Source organism: Meridianimarinicoccus zhengii (assembly GCF_003254465.1).
GTDB lineage: Bacteria > Pseudomonadota > Alphaproteobacteria > Rhodobacterales > Rhodobacteraceae > Meridianimarinicoccus > Meridianimarinicoccus zhengii.
In genome coordinates, this window is the sequence record NZ_QDFI01000078.1 from 1 (window position 1) to 18,261 (window position 18,261).

At 68.5% G+C, this 18,261-nt stretch carries 17 protein-coding genes; 5 read left to right on the forward strand and 12 right to left on the reverse strand.

Features of this window, described 5'->3' with window-relative positions:
* A partial coding sequence (locus DDE13_RS18565) for a glycosyltransferase (RefSeq protein ID WP_162631091.1) occupies window positions 1–1,272 on the forward strand: 1,272 nt, incomplete at its 5' end.
* Window positions 1,273–1,278: 6 nt separating this feature from the next.
* Here the strand turns inward: DDE13_RS18565 and DDE13_RS18570 are convergent.
* Window positions 1,279–1,959 (reverse strand): GntR family transcriptional regulator, encoded by a 681-nt coding sequence (locus DDE13_RS18570; RefSeq protein WP_111405746.1) that lies wholly within the window; start codon window positions 1,957–1,959, stop codon window positions 1,279–1,281.
* A gap of 37 nt (window positions 1,960–1,996) precedes the next feature.
* Between DDE13_RS18570 and DDE13_RS18575 the strand changes: the two genes are divergently transcribed.
* From DDE13_RS18575 to DDE13_RS18585, 3 genes are all read left to right on the forward strand, one after another.
* Entirely contained in the window at window positions 1,997–2,710 is a 714-nt protein-coding gene (locus DDE13_RS18575; RefSeq protein ID WP_235868771.1) for a pyrimidine 5'-nucleotidase, read from the forward strand.
* A gap of 27 nt (window positions 2,711–2,737) precedes the next feature.
* A complete protein-coding gene (locus DDE13_RS18580) occupies window positions 2,738–2,947 on the forward strand; it encodes a hypothetical protein (protein WP_111405748.1) in 210 nt (69 codons plus the stop codon).
* A gap of 103 nt (window positions 2,948–3,050) precedes the next feature.
* On the forward strand, window positions 3,051–4,256 hold the full coding sequence (locus DDE13_RS18585; RefSeq protein ID WP_111405749.1) for a UbiH/UbiF family hydroxylase: 1,206 nt from the start codon (window positions 3,051–3,053) through the stop codon (window positions 4,254–4,256).
* A 6-nt stretch (window positions 4,257–4,262) separates the two neighbouring features.
* Here the strand turns inward: DDE13_RS18585 and DDE13_RS18590 are convergent, their stop codons facing one another.
* Window positions 4,263–4,721 carry an Lrp/AsnC family transcriptional regulator gene (locus tag DDE13_RS18590; RefSeq protein WP_111405750.1) on the reverse strand — a complete coding sequence of 153 codons (459 nt, stop codon included), beginning with the start codon at window positions 4,719–4,721 and terminating at the stop codon, window positions 4,263–4,265.
* A complete protein-coding gene (locus DDE13_RS18595) occupies window positions 4,718–5,176 on the reverse strand; it encodes an Lrp/AsnC family transcriptional regulator (RefSeq protein ID WP_111405751.1) in 459 nt (152 codons plus the stop codon). The genes DDE13_RS18590 and DDE13_RS18595 overlap by 4 nt, the downstream gene beginning before the upstream one ends.
* Window positions 5,177–5,311: 135 nt before the next feature.
* Here DDE13_RS18595 and ilvC point away from each other — a divergent pair, with 135 nt between their 5' ends.
* The gene (ilvC, locus tag DDE13_RS18600; protein WP_111405752.1) at window positions 5,312–6,334 is read left to right on the forward strand and encodes a ketol-acid reductoisomerase; all 1,023 of its coding nucleotides are present in this window, start codon (window positions 5,312–5,314) and stop codon (window positions 6,332–6,334) included.
* Between the two features lie 67 nt (window positions 6,335–6,401).
* Here ilvC and glmM read toward each other — a convergent pair whose 3' ends face one another.
* The 9 genes from glmM to ftsY form a co-directional block, all read right to left on the reverse strand.
* Window positions 6,402–7,760 carry a phosphoglucosamine mutase gene (gene glmM / locus DDE13_RS18605; protein WP_111405753.1) on the reverse strand — a complete coding sequence of 453 codons (1,359 nt, stop codon included), beginning with the start codon at window positions 7,758–7,760 and terminating at the stop codon, window positions 6,402–6,404.
* A 33-nt stretch (window positions 7,761–7,793) separates the two neighbouring features.
* The gene (gene folP / locus DDE13_RS18610) at window positions 7,794–8,825 is read right to left on the reverse strand and encodes a dihydropteroate synthase (protein ID WP_222626140.1); all 1,032 of its coding nucleotides are present in this window, start codon (window positions 8,823–8,825) and stop codon (window positions 7,794–7,796) included.
* Complete coding sequence (locus tag DDE13_RS18615; protein ID WP_222626139.1) at window positions 8,818–9,708, reverse strand: dihydroneopterin aldolase; 891 nt, start codon at window positions 9,706–9,708, stop codon at window positions 8,818–8,820. The genes folP and DDE13_RS18615 overlap by 8 nt, the downstream gene beginning before the upstream one ends.
* Before the next feature lie 52 nt (window positions 9,709–9,760).
* Window positions 9,761–10,444 carry a cell wall hydrolase gene (locus tag DDE13_RS18620; protein ID WP_394340312.1) on the reverse strand — a complete coding sequence of 228 codons (684 nt, stop codon included), beginning with the start codon at window positions 10,442–10,444 and terminating at the stop codon, window positions 9,761–9,763.
* 157 nt (window positions 10,445–10,601) lie between these two features.
* A complete protein-coding gene (locus DDE13_RS18625; protein ID WP_111405756.1) occupies window positions 10,602–13,154 on the reverse strand; it encodes a putative PEP-binding protein in 2,553 nt (850 codons plus the stop codon).
* Between the two features lie 270 nt (window positions 13,155–13,424).
* Entirely contained in the window at window positions 13,425–15,740 is a 2,316-nt protein-coding gene (glyS, locus tag DDE13_RS18630; protein ID WP_111405757.1) for a glycine--tRNA ligase subunit beta, read from the reverse strand.
* 2 nt (window positions 15,741–15,742) lie between these two features.
* Window positions 15,743–16,264, reverse strand: a complete 522-nt coding sequence (locus DDE13_RS18635) for a DUF6446 family protein (RefSeq protein ID WP_111405758.1) — start codon at window positions 16,262–16,264, stop codon at window positions 15,743–15,745.
* The gene (locus tag DDE13_RS18640) at window positions 16,257–17,219 is read right to left on the reverse strand and encodes a glycine--tRNA ligase subunit alpha (protein ID WP_111405759.1); all 963 of its coding nucleotides are present in this window, start codon (window positions 17,217–17,219) and stop codon (window positions 16,257–16,259) included. Before DDE13_RS18640 ends, DDE13_RS18635 begins: the two co-directional genes overlap by 8 nt.
* A 154-nt stretch (window positions 17,220–17,373) precedes the next feature.
* The coding region (ftsY, locus tag DDE13_RS18645; protein ID WP_111405760.1) for a signal recognition particle-docking protein FtsY at window positions 17,374–18,261 on the reverse strand (888 nt) is incomplete at its 5' end.

Consider the following 18,261-nt stretch of genomic DNA (forward strand, 5'->3'; position numbering starts at 1 on the left):
CTTCTGGCGCTGACCGGGCTGAAGGCCGTGGCCTGCTGGACGGCACTCGCGCGGCACCCCGCCCGCGCCGTGCCGGGCATGGGGGACGGGCGCGTCGTGACCCTGCACCCGGCGCCGGGCCTGCGCCGTCCGGTCGTGTCGCTGCTCGTGCCGCTTCTGCGGGAGGACCGGATCGCGGGGCGGCTCCTGCGGCGGCTGGCGCGGATCAAGTATCCCCGCGCGCTGCTCGACATCTGCCTCGTGGTGGAAGAGGCCGACCGCGTGACACGCGACTGCCTTGCGGCCACCGCCTTGCCGCCGCATGTGCGGGTGATCGTCGTGCCCGCGGGCAGCGTGAAGACCAAGCCGCGCGCACTGAACTATGCGCTGGATCACTGCCGCGGCAGCATCGTGGGCGTCTACGACGCGGAGGACGCGCCGGACCCGGACCAGATCGCGCTGGTGGTCGCGCGCTTTGCGGACAGCCCGCCCGAGGTCGCCTGTCTCCAGGGGCGGCTGTCGTTCTACAACGCGCATGACACGTGGCTGACCCGCTGTTTCACCATCGATTACGCGATCTGGTTCTCGATGATCCTGCCGGGCATCGCGCGGCTGGGCATGGCGGTGCCGCTGGGCGGCACGACCCTGTTCTTCCGGCGCGAGGTGCTGGACCGGCTGGGGCGATGGGATGCGTTCAACGTCACGGAAGACGCGGATCTGGGCCTGCGGCTGGCGCGGGCGGGCTTTCGGACCGAACTGATCGACACGACCACGCGGGAGGAGGCGACGCGCAATTTCTGGCCCTGGGTGCGGCAGCGGTCGCGCTGGCTGAAGGGCTACGCGATGACCTACATCACCCATATGCGCCACCCGCTGCGGCTGTGGCGGGATCTCGGCGCCGTAGGTTTTGTCGGGGTGCAGGTGATGTTCCTGGCGTCGCTGCTGCAGGCGCTGACCGCGCCCGTGCTCTGGAGCTGGTGGCTCGTGGCGGCGGGCCTGCCCCACCCGCTGGCGCCGGTGCTGGGCATGTGGGGGCTGGTTGCGGTGACCGGGCTGCTCGTCCTGTCCGAGGCGGTGAACATCACGCTCGCCGCGGTCGCGCTGAACCGTACCGGGCGGCGCGGGCTGTGGCCATGGGTGTTGACGATGAATTTCTATTACATGCTGACCACGCTGGCGGCGGCGAAGGCGCTGGCCGAACTGCTGTATCGCCCGTTCTTCTGGGACAAGACCGACCACGGCATGACGGAGGACAGCGAACCGGACATGCCGGTGCAGGCCGCCCCCGCCTGAAGGCCGTCACTCCGCCGCGTCGAGGCCGCCGGAAAAACCGGCATCGCCAAGATCGCGCGCGTCGTTCTTCAGCCGCGTCACGAAGGCTTGGGAGATATGGGTCTTGAGCGCCGCCTCGGCCCGGGCGCCGTCACGGGCGGCGATCGCCGCCACGATGTCGGCATGTTCCGCCAGCGCCGTTTCGCCGCGTCCGTGCACCGCAAGCGAGGTCGACGCCAGAAGCGCCATCGAGCGGTGGACAAGATCCAGTTGCTGCACCAGATACCTGTTATGGGACGCGAGATGGATCTGCTTGTGGAACCGACGGTTGGCCCGCGACAGCGCGTTCGGGTCGTGGATGAGCGCCTTGTCCGCGGCCAGCATGTCGCGCAGCACGCGGATTTCCTCGGTCGTGCCGTGCTGGGCGGCAAGGCGGGCGGCAAGGCCTTCCAGCTCCGCCCGGACGATGTACAGTTCGGCCAGCTGGTTGTGGTCGAGCGATGCCACGATCAGGCTGCGCCCGTCGCGCGTCAGCAGGCTTTGCGTTTCAAGCCGCTGGAGCGCCTCGCGGATCGGGGTCCGCGACATGCCGAAGCGCTCGGCAAGGTCGGATTCCACGAGCCGGTCGCCCGGCCGGTACAGGCCGGTATCGATGGCTTCGAGGATCAGGTCGTACGCATCGCGATGGCTGGGCTTGATCACTGACATGGCGCATCCTCCAGCATACGATGGTATACCAGAGCCCGTGACCTGTCCAGCGCCCGGTATTCCGGCGTTAGGCGCACGTCGGGCCTGGGTCTTCGATCTCGACAACACGCTTTACCCACCCGCCGCGCGGCTGTTCGACCAGATCAATGCGCGGATCGCGGGCTTCATCATGACGGCCCTCGGGCTGGACCGGGCGGCGGCGGATCGGCTGCGCCACGGCTACTGGCAGTCGCATGGAACGACACTGGCCGGGCTGATGCACCACCACGCCATCGACCCCGACGCCTATCTTGCCCATGTGCACGACATCCGACTTGACGCGCTGACGCCGGACCCCGCATTGCGCGGCGCCATCGCCGCCCTGCCCGGGCGCCGGATCGTGCACACGAACGGGTCGGCCGCCCACGCCGCGCGGGTGCTGGAGGCACGGGGACTCGCGGGCGTTTTCGACGCGGTCTACGGGCTGGAACACGCCGGGTACCTGTCCAAGCCGGATCACGCGGCCTTTGCCACGATCCACGCGCGCGACGGGATCGACCCCGCGGCGGCGGTGATGATCGAGGACGATCCGCGCAATCTCGAAGTGCCGCACCGGCTGGGCATGGCGACCGTCCATGTCGCCGAAACGGCCGATCCGCGCCCGCATATCCATCACCACACGGCGGACCTGACCGCGCTGCTGGGGCGGGTGGATGACAGCCGCAAGACCGGACATCCGGGCTTGCCCCAATGTGAAAACACACGCACCTGACCGCAACCGACACGAAGGAACAGTTACATGGCCGACGATCACGACGACGACAGCGCGACCCGACCGGTCCTGTTCGGATGGAGCCGCGGCGAATGGCAGGCCGCGGGGCTGGCGCTGGCGGTGGCGGCGATCTGGGGCGGCGGCTACGCGCTGTTCGGCTTTGCCGGGCTGATCGTGCCGGCCCTGCTGATGGTGCTCGCAGCCTTCGTCATGCTGGTCCTGATCTCGCGCGGCTGACTACGGCCTTGCGGCGCGGGTCAGGGTGGTCAGTTTGACGCCTCGCCGCGCCGGGCGGCGCTGCTATGTGTTGGATCGCGGATCGCGGACGGAGGCTTGCGGTATGAACAGCACGGTGTGGGATGTCGATGTTCTCGTGGCCGGGGGCGGACCGGCGGGGCTGGTTGCGGCTGCGGCCTTTGGTCATCGCGGGTTCAGGTCTCTGGTCGTCGACCCGCGCCCGGCGGTGACCGACGCGGACGACCCGGATGCCGACCTGCGCACCACGGCGCTGCTGCAACCGTCGCGGCGTTTTCTGGACGAGATCGGGCTTTGGGAGCGGCTTGCCCAACACGCGACACCGCTGGCCACGATGCGGATCGTCGATGCGGGCGGCGCCCATCCCGCGCCACGTGTCAGCCGGGACTTCGAGGCCGACGATATCGGCCCGTTGCCCTTCGGCTGGAACCTGCCCAACTGGCTGCTGCGCCGGGAATTCGTGGCGGCCCTCGCGGGGAACGACGCGGTCGCGTATCGCCCCGGCACCGGGGTTGCCGGCGTGCTGACACGGTCCGGTGCCGCCCTTGTGACGCTGGACGACGGCAGCACCCTGCGCGCGCGGCTGGTGGTGGCCGCGGACGGGCGGCATTCGCCCCTGCGGCAGGCTGCCGGGATTGGCGTGCGAACCCTGCGCTATGGGCAGAAGGCGCTGGCCTTTGCCGTGACGCATGATGCCCCGCATGACAACATCTCGACCGAGATCCACCGCAGCGGCGGGCCCTTCACGCTGGTGCCCCTGCCCGACCGGGACGGCAGGCCCTGTTCGGCGGTCGTGTGGATGGAACGCGGGCCCGAGGCGCAGCGGCTCATGGCGCTCGACCCGGCGGCGTTCAGCGCGGCGGCGACCGCGCGGTCGGGCGCGATCTACGGGCCGTTGACTCTGACGGGGCGGCGCTCCATCTGGCCGATCATCAGCCAGATCGCGGATCGGTTCCACGCCGAACGCACGGCGCTGGTGGCCGAAGCCGCGCATGTGGTGCCGCCCATCGGCGCGCAGGGGATGAACATGTCGCTGGCCGATATCCGCTGCCTTGTGGACCTGGCGGTCAAGGCCGACGATCCCGGCGCGCCCGAGGTGCTGACTGCCTATGGCCGCGCGCGGCGGCCGGACGTGGCGCTGCGGGTGACGGGGATCGACATGCTGAACCGCACGTCCATGGCGGCCCTGCGGCCAATCAGAGACCTGCGCGGCGCGGGCATCGCGGCGCTGCACGAGATCGCGCCACTGCGCCGGACCCTGATGCAACTGGGGCTTGGCGCGCGAAGCTGATCTGCCCTAGCCCAGCGGACCGGGGCGGCGTTCTTCGCTCAGAAGCACGTTCGCCTCGATCTCGCCCACGGCCGGGAGGGTCATGATCCGCCGCCGCAGCACGCGTTCGAAATCCGACAGGTCCCGCGCCACGACCCGCAGCCGGTAGTCGTAGCGGCCAAGGACGTGATGCACCGCCTGCACCTCGGGGATAGCCGTGATCGCGCGTTCGAAATCCTCAAGGCTCACGCGCCCTCGTGCGGCCAGCTTCACGCCAAGAAACACGGTCACCCCGAACCCCAGCGCGGCAGGATCGAGATCGAGCCGACGGCCCGCCAGTATTCCGGCCTCTTCCAGCCGCCGGACCCGCCGCCATGCCGTCGGCTGGCTCAACCCGAAGCGGCGTGCCAGCGCCCCTGCGCTGACCGACGCATCCTGCGCCAGCGCGCGCAGCAGCGCCCGGTCGGTATCGTCAAGGTCCATCACAGCGGCAGCGTATCGGTCTGCCGGATCGTGGCCACCTGCATCAGCGCCTCGATTTCGGCGATATGCGGCAGGGTCAGGATGCGGCTGCGGTACAGATCCTGGTAATGGGGCATGTCCCGCGCGATCACCGACAGGCGCAGGTCCACCCGCCCGAGAAAGGTCTGGATCTCGATCACCTCGGGGATGTCGCGCGCGGCGGCGATGACCGTGTCGAAAGCGTTGGATTGCGACTTGTCGAGCGTCAGGCGCAGCGACACCTCCACGTCGTATCCCAGCGCGCGCCAGTCGATCACGCCGCGAACGCCGCGGATCACGCCGGTCTCGCGCAGCCGTTCCAGCCTGCGCCACGCCGCGGCGCGGGTCAGGCCGGTGCGTTCGGCAAGCTCGGCGGCGGATTGCGACGGGTCGGCCTGGAACTGGCGAAGGAGGCGGCGGTCCTGATCGTCGATCTGCATGGAATTCCTAGATACGGCAAATTCCAAGAATGAATATCTCGCACGGGCGCCAATTGACAGGATATTTCTTCACGCATCGCGCGATGTGGGGCGTTAGGCTGCAGCACACAAGAAACGAACGGAAGGACACCGATCATGCGCGTGTATTATGACCGCGACTGCGACATCAACCTGATCAAGGACAAGAAGGTGGCAATCCTCGGCTATGGCAGCCAGGGCCACGCCCACGCCCTGAACCTGCGCGACAGCGGCGCGAAGAATGTCGTCGTGGCGCTGCGCGACGGCTCGCCCTCGGCCGCGAAGGCCGAAGCCGAAGGGCTGCAGGTCATGGGCATCGCCGAGGCGGCGGCCTGGTGCGACCTGATCATGTTCACCATGCCCGACGAGCTGCAGGCCGAAACCTATCGCAAGCACGTCCACGACAACCTGCGCGAAGGGTCGGCCATCGCCTTTGCCCATGGTCTGAACGTGCATTTCGGCCTGATCGAGCCGAAGCCCGGCATCGACGTCATCATGATGGCGCCCAAGGGCCCCGGCCATACGGTGCGCGGCGAATACACCAAGGGCGGCGGCGTGCCCTGCCTTGTGGCCGTTCACAACGATGCGTCGGGCCGCGCGCTGGAAATCGGCCTGTCCTATTGCTCGGCCATCGGCGGCGGGCGCTCCGGCATTATCGAAACAAACTTCCGCCAGGAATGCGAAACGGACCTGTTCGGCGAACAGGCGGTGCTGTGCGGCGGGCTGGTCGAACTGATCCGCATGGGGTTCGAAACGCTGGTCGAAGCGGGCTACGAACCCGAGATGGCCTATTTCGAGTGCCTGCACGAGGTCAAGCTGATCGTGGACCTGATCTACGAAGGCGGCATCGCCAACATGAACTACTCGATCTCGAACACGGCCGAGTATGGCGAATATGTCAGCGGCCCGCGCATCCTGCCCTACGAGGAGACGAAAGCGCGGATGAAGGCGGTTCTGACCGACATCCAGAGCGGCCGTTTCGTGCGCGACTTCATGCAGGAAAACGCCGTGGGCCAGCCGATGTTCAAGGCAACCCGCCGCCTGAACGACGAACACCAGATCGAACAGGTGGGCGAGAAGCTTCGGGCGATGATGCCTTGGATCTCTGCCGGAAAGATGGTGGACAAGGCGCGGAACTGATCGCCGCCGGTCGAAATCGCATGGGCCGGGGGGCACCCCGGCCCATGTTCGTGCCCATCCGCCGCGGTCAGGCGGTTACGGGGGCCGCCGCGCTGACCGCCGCCACCACATCCTCGACGACGCGGGTCATCAGCGCCTCGTCCTCGGCCTCGGCCATGACGCGGATCAGGGGTTCGGTGCCAGACTTGCGGATCAGGAGCCGCCCCTGCCCGTTCAGCGCGGCATCGCCGGTGCGGATCGCGTCCTTGACGGACCGTTGCGCCAACGGATCTGACCCTGCGGCATAGCGTACGTTGCGCAGCAGTTGCGGGCACGGTTCGAACACGCGGGTCAGCGCGGAAGCCGGCTTGCCCGTCTGCACCATCGCGGCCAGCACCTGGAGCGCGGCCATGATCCCGTCGCCGGTGGTGGCGTGGTCGGTCATCACGATGTGGCCCGACTGTTCGCCGCCGAGGTTCCAGCCGCCGCGGCGCATCGCCTCCACGACGTAGCGGTCGCCCACCGCAGCGCGTTCCAGCACGATCCCGCGCGCGTCGAGGAAACGTTCCAGCCCGAGATTCGACATCACGGTCGCCACCAGCGTGTTGCCCGCCAGCCGCCCCTGTTCGGACCAGCGGCTGGCCAGCAGCCCCATGATCTGGTCGCCGTCGCAGACGCGCCCCGTTTCGTCGATCACGATCACCCGGTCCGCGTCGCCGTCTAGGCAGATGCCCAAATCCGCGCCGTGGTCCAGAACGGCCCGCGCCGCGGCCTCGGGCGCTGTCGAGCCCACGCCGTCATTGATGTTGCGCCCGTTCGGATCGACGCCGATCGCCACCACATCGGCCCCGAGTTCCCACAGGATTTCCGGTGCCGCGCGCCACGCGGCACCATGGGCGCAATCGACGACGATCTTCAGCCCCGACAGGCGCAACTGCCGCGGAAAGGTCGTCTTGACGTATTCGACATAGCGCATGCGCCCTTCGTCCACGCGGCGCGCGCGACCAATATTGTCCGGCTGCACGGGCTCCACCTGACCCAGTGCGAGCGTTTCGATCTCGGACTCGGCGGCATCGGACAGCTTGAACCCGTCAGGCCCGAAGAACTTGATGCCATTGTCCGTGCTCGGGTTGTGGCTGGCCGAGATCATGATCCCGAGATCGGCGCGCATCGACGTGGTCAGGAATCCCACCGCCGGGGTCGGCACCGGCCCGAGCAGCAGAACGTTCATGCCGGTGGAGGTCAGCCCCGCCGTCAGCGCGTTCTCCAGCATGTAGCCGGACAGGCGCGTATCCTTGCCGATCACGACACGATGCCCGTTGCGCCCGTCGCGCCGGAAAAAGCGCCCGGCCGCCGCGCCAAGTTTCAGCGCCATATCGGCGGTCATCGGATAGCTGTTGGCGCGCCCGCGCACCCCGTCGGTTCCGAAAAGGGTCCTGTTGCCCATGGTCTGTCGTCCCTCTGCCCCTCGTGCGGTCGGTCATGCCCGCGGTTTCCCCGCGCCGCTGATCAGGGCCATCTGCAGGTTCAATGCCTGTCTGGTTTCGGCCACGTCGTGCACACGCAGGATATTAACACCTTGTGCCACAGCGTGCAGCGCCACGGCAACAGACCCATGCACCCGGTCCGGCGGGGTTTCGCCACCGCCGATCACGCCAATGAAACGCTTGCGCGACGCACCCAGCAGCACGGGGCAGCCGAGCGCATGGAACACGGCGATGTCGCGCAGCAACTGAAGGTTGTGCGCCACCGTCTTGCCGAAGCCGATGCCGGGATCGACGATGATCCGCTCACGGGGAATGCCCGCCGCCGCGGCCAAAGCGATGCGGCCCGCGAGCCAGTCAAAAACGTCCAGCGTGACATCGGTATAGCTGGGCGCATCCTGCATGGTCTTCGGATCGCCCTGCGCGTGCATCAGGCAGACCGGCACGCCGCGCGCGGCCACGAGCGGTGCCAGCGCCGGGTCGAACCCGAGCGCCGAGACATCGTTGACGATCGCCGCCCCGGCATCGAGCGCGGGACCGGCCACCGCCGCCTTGCGCGTATCGACCGAGATCGGCCCGATGCCCGCGCCGTGCAGTGCGGCGATCACCGGCAGGATTCGCGCGCGCTCTTCCGCCTCGGGCACCGGGTCGGAACCGGGTCGCGTGGATTCACCGCCGATATCGACGATATCCGCACCGGCCTGCACGAGCGCACGGCCCTGGGCGCGCGCGGCGTCCCCATCGTGGAACAGCCCGCCATCGGAAAAACTGTCCGGCGTGACGTTGAGGATGCCCATGAGGGCGGGGCGGTCCGGCACGACGCCCGGCAAGGGGGCGCGCGGGGCGGTCAGGCGCAGACGCTCGGCTTCGGTGAGATCGCCGGGACCAAGCCGGATCGGCGGGCCGTCACGGCGCACGAGGTCCACGCCGGTAAACCATGCCCAGCCCCCGGCCAGTGGCACGGCATCGTCGGGGCGCGGACCGGTCTGCACGACCGGGCGCAGCGGGCGCAGGGCTGCGTCAGTCAAGGTTTGCGACCTCCAGCCCGGCAGCACCCAGCCGCGCCATCCGCCCAATGCCGAGCCGCCGCGCCAGCCACGGCGCCAGCGCCGCCATCGCCAGCGGCGCGGGCGGCGTGTCGTCCCGCGCATCCACAACGATCTTCGACGGCGCCCAGACGGATACCTGCCCGTTGCGCAGCCCCCAGTCGAGTTCGGTCCGGCTGTCCACGACGACGCAGCGCGGATCGCGCGCCGCAAGCCGCCATGCCGCCTGTTCGAAGGCCAGCAGATCGAGCCGCCGCTGTACCGCAGCGGGTACGTGCCCGCGCGGCGCGCCCGGCGCATCGACGCACAGCACGGCAGGCCCCAGCGCCACCAGCGCATCGAGCCGCGCCGACAGGTCGTGCGCCACCGCCAGCGCCGCGCCATCGAGCAACGCGACCAGCGCGTTCTCGGGCACCGCCACGGGCAGCGCCTCCAGCGGCACGGCGCGCGGGCGGGTGCGGGTGATTTCCACCCCCAGCGTGCCGGGCACGCGGTCAAGCTTTTCGATGGTCACATGCACGGCCGCGACCCCGCCATGGGCGAGCACCCGCGCGGCGATCCCTTCGGCCAGCGTTTCCAGCAGGTTGATCCGGCGGCCCATCATTTCGGCGCGGATCGCGTCGAGCAGCAGGTCATAGCTGAGGATCGTGTCCACGTCATCGCATCCGGCGGCAACGGGGTGTGGTGCGAGATCGGCAACGATGGTGAAGCGAACCCGCTGGCGCACACCCCGTTCGGCCTGGAAGGCACCGATTTCCGCCTCGACCACGTGGTCGCGCAGGAAGATGCGGTCGGGCGGCGTGTTCGCGGGCGCCTGTCCGGCATCGGGCAGGCTGGCGGGGTGCAGCAGGGTCGGTCGGGTCAAGGTCGGCTCCGGCGCGGCGCGTGTGGCGGTTCGGGCAGACCTAACCCGGATTTCAGGGGTTCGCCACCTGCACCGGTTGCCGGTAGAAATGATGCACGCCGATGGTCGCGGTCCGCGGAAACTTGCGCGCCCAGGACGGGCTTACATGTTTCGTGTGGTAATGGGTGGCGCCGTCGGTGAGCGGTTCGGCAACACCGCTCAGGCTTACATACGCGACCTTGCTGACCTGTTCGAACGCGGCGGGTTCGCCGATGCGTTCGGGATGGCCATCGCAGGTATATGTAAACTGGCACTGATACTTGCGACCCGTGCCTTGCTTGATGACCCCGCACACGTCATCGGGATAGGCGGGGGACGCGACCCGGTTCAGGATCACCTCGGCCACGGCGAACTGGCCCTTCACGCTTTCGCCCCGCGCCTCGAAGTACAGCGCCTCGGCCAGGCATTTGAGGCCCGCATCGTCCATGGCGGGCGCGTCCAGCCCCGCCAGCCACTGGCGTGAGTAATCCACATCGCCGATCTCACCGAGTGCAACGTCGGGCGCCACGAACCGGCGCAGCGCGCCGTCGTTCAGCCGGTCGATCGCCGATTTCTCTTGCCCGAACAGGGCGCTGAGCTTGCCGTGCAGCCCGATCGACGGATCGTTCGACGCGCTCAGCGTCGCGCCAGCCTGGGCCGCGCCCGCCGCCAGTGCCACACCCGTTGCCAAGGCCATAATGCCGTTTCGCAATGCCACGTTCGTATCCCGTCTTCCAGTTCAGCAGAGACGGTCTAGCCACAGGGCCGGGTGCAGGGCAAACCGGCCAACCCGATTCGCGGTCCGGTGCCGCGCCGGTTGGCGAAAATCTGCTGAAAATCCGGCGCAAGGCCCTATGGCGCAGGGGTTTGCGCGGTTATCCTGTATCGGCGGATTTCAGCGCAATCTGGGCCGCGGCCAGCCGCGCGAGCGGAACGCGATAGGGCGAACAGGACACATGGTCGAATCCCGCGTCCCGGCAGAAGGCGATGGATTCGCTGTTGCCCCCATGTTCGCCGCAGATCGACAGCACAAGACCGGGCTGCGCCGCACGGCCCCGCGCGGCGCCGAGCGTCAGCAATTCGCCCACCCCGTCGCGGTCGAGCGTGTGGAACGGGTCCTCCGGGAACACGCCCTGCCGCACGTAACTGCCCATGAACCGGCCCGCGTCGTCGCGCGACAGGCCATAGGTCATCTGCGTCAGGTCGTTGGTCCCGAAGCTCAGAAACGCGCAATGCCGCGCGATATCGCCCGCCCGCAGCGCGGCGCGCGGGGTTTCCACCATCACCCCCAACCGGAAGACCGGATCGACGCCCCGTTCCCCCGCCACGGCGGCCGCCACGGCCTCGATCCGGCTCTTGACGATCTCGACCTCGCGGCAGGCTGACACGAGCGGCAGCATGATTTCCGGCACGACCGGCGCCGCGCCGCCCGCTTGGATATCCAGCGCCGCCTCGAAGATCGCGCGCGCCTGCATGTCGTAGATCTCGGGCACGGTCAGCCCCAGCCGCACGCCGCGCAGCCCGAGCATGGGGTTGTATTCGCGCATCGAGTCGATCCGGCGCTGCACTTCGGAAAACGGGCGCCCCAGCGCCTCGGCCAGATCGAGCATCCCCTGCCGGTCATGGGGCAGGAATTCGTGCAACGGCGGGTCGAACAGCCGGATGCAGACAGGTTTGCCCGCCATGATGCGGAATATCTCGGTGAAATCGGCGCGCTGCATGGGCAGGAGCTGCGACAACGCCTCGGCCCGGTCGGCGGGCAGGTCTGCGAAGATCAACTCGCGCATGGCGGTCAGCCGATCCTCGGCGAAGAACATGTGCTCCGTACGGCACAGCCCGATTCCCTCGGCCGCGAAGCGCGCGCCAAGCTGGGCGTCGGCGGGCGTATCGGCGTTCACCCGAACGCCGATATCGCGCACGTCGTCGGCCCAGCCGAGAAAGGTTTCGAAGGCCTCGTCCAGCGCGGGTTGCAGCATCGGCACCGCGCCCGACAGAACTTCGCCCGTCGTGCCGTCGAGCGTGATCAGGTCGCCCTCGCGCAGCACCGCGCCGTCGGCGGTGCGCAGGATCCGGGCCTTCTTGTCGATGGAAAGCTGCGACGCCCCCACCACGCAGGGCACGCCCAGGCCACGCGCGATCACCGCTGCGTGGCTGGTCACGCCTCCGCGTTCCGTCAACACACCGTGGGCCGCGTGCATCCCGCGCACGTCCTCCGGGCTGGTTTCGCGCTTGGCGAGGATGCAGGCCTCCCCCTGTGCGGCCATCGCCTGCGCCACGGTGGAGGAAAACACCAGCTTGCCCGCCGCCGCCCCGGGGCTGGCCGCGATGCCGCGCACGATGACGCGGCGCGGAGTCGCGGGGTCGATCAGCGGGTGCAGCACCTCGTTCAGCGCGCGCGGCGGGATGCGCAGCAGCGCCTCGTCGCGGGTAATCACGCCGTCCTCTGCAAGTGCCACGACCACCTGCACGGCGGCACGGGCGCTGCGTGGCACAGTCACGGCATCGATCACCGCCAGCCGGTCCGCCTGTATCGTGAATTCGATCTGCATCTCATCGCGCAGGCGGGTCCGGCAGGCCTCCCCGTGGCTGACAAGCTCGTCGAAGATCTGCGGGCAGATGTCTTCCAGCGACGGACCGCGCGGATCGCGGGTCAGGTACATCGCCCCCTCGCCCGCGCGCATGGCATCCCGGCCCTGGCTCTGGCTCTTGTAGCGGCCGGTGATCTGCGCCCGCCCGGTGGCCGGGTCGATGAACTGGATGATGCCCGCGCCGCTTTCGGTGTCGCCCACACCCAGTGCCATTTCCTGAACCACGAGCCCGAGGCCCGCGTCCGCCGGTGCGCCGCGCGCCTGCCGCAAGAGCCGCGCCGAGGTGGACATCCATGCCCGCGCCATGGACCGCAGCACGCCGGCAAGCTGCTCCTCCGGGTCCTGCGGAAAGGTGCTGTCGGTCTCGGCCTCGTAGGCGCGCAGGGCGGCGGCGACCGCGGCTGGCCCGTCCTCGGTGCCCGGGTCGAACAGGGCCGCGTCCAGATGCGCGGCGCGCACCGCGTAGGTCTGGATGAAGCGCAGGTAAAGCGCGCTGGCAGCGGTCACGCCAAGCGTGTCGCACAGGGCGGCGTGGCGCGCATCGTTCATGCCGATGTTCAGGACCGATGCCGGGCCGCCCCAGGCCGGGTTCTGGCTGCTGGCGCGAACCGACACGAGCGGCCCGTCGCCGAACCCCGCGAGCAGGTCGCGCACGTCGGGCATGCGCCCGGCGGCGATGCGTTCCACGGTGTCGAAGGACAGCGCGACGGTGCGCGGTACCGGCAGACCCATGCGGACAAGGCGCTGCAGGCACTTGGCGCGGTAGCCGTGCTGGTTGCGGCTGATCGGCGCCGTGGGCGTGATCGTGGTGAAGGCCTTGAAGGTGACGAGTTTCTGCATGGCGGGCCGCTCCTGCGCTGCAGCGTAGCGCGGGCCCGGGATCGGTGGAAGCGCGATCTGCCGCCGCCGCGCCGGGGCACGGGGGGGCTCCCGCCCGTCCTCCACATCCTGCGGACGTGTCGTCCCGTTGGGCCCGGCACCTGCGGTGCGGGTATGCCCGTGGTGGCGGTGCGCGCGGGTTGGACATGGGGGTCGTGGCGCGGTTTCCGTGCGCGTGACGCGCACGGAGCCTCCGGCGGGGATACTTGCCGGACAGAAGCTGGCGCCGGGTCAGCCCGACAGGCGGGTAAGGTCGGCCACCTGCAGGCAGGTATCGCGGATGCGGTGCAGCAGGTTCAGCCGGTTGCGCCGGACGATCTGGTTGTCAGCATTCACCTGCACCGCGTCAAAGAACGCGTCGATTGGGCGGCGGAGGGAGGCCATGCCGCGCATGGCCGACGCGAAATCCTCGGCCTCGATGGCCGAGGAGATCGCGGCCCCTTGCGCGTCCAGCGCGGCGAAGAGCGTGCGTTCTTCGTCGGTCTGGGCGAGCTTCGGATCGGGGCCGAAGGAGTATTCGACGCCGTCCGCCTGTTCCGCCTGGGTCAGGATGTTGTTGGCGCGCTTGAAGCCGTGGATCAGGTTTTCGCCGTCTTCGGTCTTGAGGAACGCTGCCAGCGCCTCCGCCCGTTTGACCAGCAGGGGGAGGTCGTCGGCATTGGGCATCGCGAGGCAGGCGTCGATCACGTCATGGGGAATGCCCCGGTCGCGGAGATAGACCTTGAGGCGGTCGTGAAGGAAAGGCAGAAGGCTTCTGCACGACTCTGACGTTTCTTGCACGATTGTTTTAAAGATAGCACTTATCGATTTGTCAATATAGTCATCAAGTCCTTCAATTGACACCTTATCCTCTTTACGAGGAAAGTAATTTTCAACCAATCGACTTAGTACACCCTTTATGGATGGGGATGTATTTCTAAAAGTATTCACAGCCTCGGTGAGACTAGCATAATCCTTTGCTGACCCTTCGATAGTATGCTTCCAATTTTCGAGTATTGGAGCCGCTTTTTTATCTGCGTGAAATAGGGCCCCATCATCCAACATCATCACAAGATGACCACGCACCCCATTCTCTAGCACCAGCCGGATCACCCCCAGCGCCGCCCTTCGCAGGGCGAAGGGGTCCTTGCTCCCCGTCGGCTTCTCGTCGATGGCCCAGAACCCCGTCAGCATGTCGATCTTGTCGGCCAGTGCCACGGCGACCGACACGGGCGCGGTGGGCACCGCGTCGGATGGCCCCAACGGCGCATAATGGTCCTGCGCCGCCGTGGCCACGTCCTCGGACGCGCCCGACATCAAAGCGTAATAGCGGCCCATAACCCCTTGCAATTCCGGGAATTCAAAGACCATTTCCGAGGCCAGATCGGCCTTGGCCAGCCGTGCCGCCTGCTCGGCCGCATCCGCATCGGCACCCACCACCGGCGCCAGTTGCCGCGCCAGTGCGGCGATGCGCTCGATCCGGTCGGCCTGGCTGCCCAGCTTGGCGTGAAAGGTCACGTCCTTCAACGTCTCCAGCCAAGCGCCCATCCCGGTCTCGGCCACGCGGCGGTCGTTCTCCCAGAAGAACCGCGCGTCGGACAGGCGGGCCGAAAGCACCTTTTGATTGCCCGCAAGGATGGTCGCCCCGTCATCCGCCGTCTCGCGGTTCGCCACGGTCACGAAATGGGTGATCTGACCACCAACCGCCGGATTGCGCAGGGAAAAGAACTTCTGATGCTCTTTCATGGAGGTCTGCAGCACCTCGGGCGGCAGGCCCCGGAAGGCTTCGTCGATCTCGCCCAGCAGGACAACGGGCCATTCCACCAGACCGGCGACCTCGGCCAGCAGGCCCTTGTCCTCCACCAGTTCCAACCCCCGCGCGAAGGCCGCCTGTTCGGCGTCATGCCAGATCTGCGCAGCGCGCTCCTCGGCGTCCAACACCACTTTCGCGCGCTTCAGCTTCGCCGCGTAATCGTCGAAATTCGCGGCGGAAAATTCACCCGGCGCCATGAAGCGATGCCCGCGTGTGGTGTCGCCCGACGCGATCCCGCCCACCTCCAGCGGCACAACGTCGGTCCCCGCCTCGTCGCTCAGGATGCACAGGATCGAATGCAGCGGCCGCACCCAACGCAGATCGCCCGCACCCCAACGCATCGACTTGGGCCAGGGGAAGTTGCGGATCGCCCCCTCAAGAACCTCGGCCACGATCTCGGCCGCCGCGCGCCCGGGCCGGTCGATCACGGCGAAGAACACCTGCCCCTTCTTGTCGTCGCGCACCTGCAACGCGTCGCGCACAACGCCCGCCGACTTGCAGAACCCCTCCACAGCCTTTTCCGGCGCGTCCACGCGGGGGCCTTTGCGCTCCTCGCGCGTGGCGGGGCTTTGCGCGGTCAGCCCCTGCACGGTCAGCGCCAGCCGCCGCGGCGTGGCGAAGGCGCGCGCGCCCGCATAGGTCAGACCGGCCTCGACCACGCCATCCGTGACCAGCTTGCGCAGGTCGTCCGCCGCGCGGGCCTGCATCCGCGCCGGGATTTCCTCGGAGAAGAGTTCGATCAGGAGGTCGGGCATGGTCAGTCGCTTTCGGGGGGTGGGGGGCAGCCATCGGGCAGCGGCTGGCCGTCGAACACGACTTCGCCGCAGGGGTTGATCTGGTGCCAGACGACGCCGCGCCCGTCGGGCAGCACGGCCACGACGCGGTCGATGCCCCATGTGATGTCGCGGGTGCCGAGGAACGCACGGGCGGTGCCGGCCTCCAGTGCTTCGCCGATCTCGCGGGCGTCGAAGCAGTCGAACCAGCCTGGGGCGTTCAACGGCTCGGCCTCCGGGTAGGCGGCGTAGTCGGCGGTCAACTGGTCAAGGCTGGCGTCAGTTGTGAAACACGCTCGGAACCGGATGGGCGAGCTGTCCGCGTCGATCGCCGACAGGTCCTGCGCGCCGATCGGCACCGGGTCGCCGCCCGCCGCTGGGGTCAGGCGGATATCGGTCACCTGATCCGTCACGTCCACGTAGTAGTGATAGACCTGCAGGTAATACATGCCCGCGCCCGCAAGCACGCCACAGCCCACCAGCAGGGCGGCGAGGAACTTACCCATGGGCGGTGTCCGGGACCTGCCAGCCGCCCGCCGTGGTCTGCACGAAGGCATCGGCGCAGGCCTTGGCCAGCGCGCGCACCCGCCCGATATAGGCCTGCCGCTCGGTGACCGAGATCACGCCGCGCGCGTCCAGCAGGTTGAAGAGGTGGCTGGCCTTGATGCACTGGTCGTAAGCGGGATGCGCCATGACGATCCGCGCGCCGGTCTTGGGGTCGTCGGCGGGCGCGGCAAGGATCGCGCGGCACTCGGCCTCCGCATCCTCGAAATGCTGCAGCAGCTTGGCGGTGTCGGCGGTGTCGAAGTTGAAGCGGGAATATTCCTGTTCGGTCTGGCGGAACACGTCGCCATAGGTCAGCGGGATGGGTGCCGCCGGGCTGTTGAACGGCATGTCCATGACGTGATCGACGCCAAGGACATACATCGCCAGCCGTTCCAGCCCATAGGTCAGCTCGCCCGACACGGGGCGGCAGTCATGGCCGCCGACCTGCTGGAAATAGGTGAATTGCGACACTTCCATGCCGTCGCACCAGACCTCCCAGCCCAGACCCCAGGCGCCGAGAGTGGGGCTTTCCCAGTCGTCCTCCACGAAGCGGATGTCGTGCAGGTCCATGTCGATGCCGATGGCCTGCAGGCTGCCAAGATAGAGATCCTGCAAGTCCGGCGGGCTGGGTTTGATGAGCACCTGGAACTGGTAGTAGTGCTGAAGCCGGTTGGGGTTTTCGCCATAGCGCCCATCCGTGGGGCGGCGCGACGGCTGCACGTAAGCTGCGGCCCAGGCCCGGTCGCCGAGGCTGCGTAGCGTCGTCGCCGGGTGAAAGGTGCCCGCGCCCACCTCCATGTCGTAAGGTTGCAGGATCGCGCAGCCCTTCGCCGCCCAGTAGGACTGCAAGCGCAGGATGATGTCCTGGAAGCTGTCGGGCCTTGTCCGGGTGGTTTCTGGTGCGGTGGCGGTCATCTGGGCGTTCCCTGTGCTTGGCGGCTGCATAGGCAAGCGCGCGGGCGGGGTCAATCAAGGCAGGCGCTCCGCAGCCGGGCGGGCCGGGAGGCACCGGCGCTGCGGCCGGTGCAGCTTGGCCCATGCGGGCCGCGTCGCGCACCGTGCCGTGGCGTCAGTCCGACAGACCGGTCAGGGCTGCGGCGAATTCCTCCGGGTCGAAGGGGGCGAGATCGTCGATCTGTTCGCCCACCCCGATGGCGTGAATGGGCAGCCCGAACCGGTCCGCCAGCGCCACGAGAACCCCGCCCTTGGCGGTCCCGTCGAGCTTGGTCATCACCAGCCCCGACACGTCCGCGATCTTGCGGAAGATCTCCACCTGGCTCACGGCATTCTGGCCCGTGGTGGCATCCAGCACCAGGAGCGTCGTGTGCGGCGCCTCCGGGTCGCGCTTGCGCAGGACGCGCACGATCTTGGCCAGTTCCTCCATCAGGTCGGCGCGGTTCTGCAGCCGCCCCGCGGTGTCGATCATCAGAAGGTCCGCGCCCTCGGCCTGGGCCTTCGCCAGCGCGTCGAAGGCAAGGCTTGCGGGGTCGGACCCCTCGGTGGCCGTCAGCACGGGCACGCCCGCGCGCTGGCCCCAGACCTGCAACTGCTCCACGGCCGCGGCGCGGAACGTGTCGCCCGCGGCGATCACGACCGACTTGCCGGCGGCCTTGAACTGGCTGGCCAGCTTGCCGATAGTCGTGGTCTTACCCGACCCGTTCACACCCACGACCAGCACGACCTGCGGTTTCTTGCCGAAAAGCGGCAGGGGGCGCGCCACGTTCTCCATGATCCGGGCGATTTCACCGGCCATCAGGCGGCGCAGGTCCTGCGCGGACACGCGCGTGCCCATGCGCCCCTCGGCCATGGCGGCGGTGACGCGCGCGGCGGTGTCGACACCCATGTCGGCGGCGATCAGGAGATCCTCGATCTCTTCCAGCATGTCGTCGTCGAGCGCGCGGCGCGGCGCGCCCGCCGCATCCGCGCGGCCCGTGAGCCGCGCGAGCAGGCCGGTCCG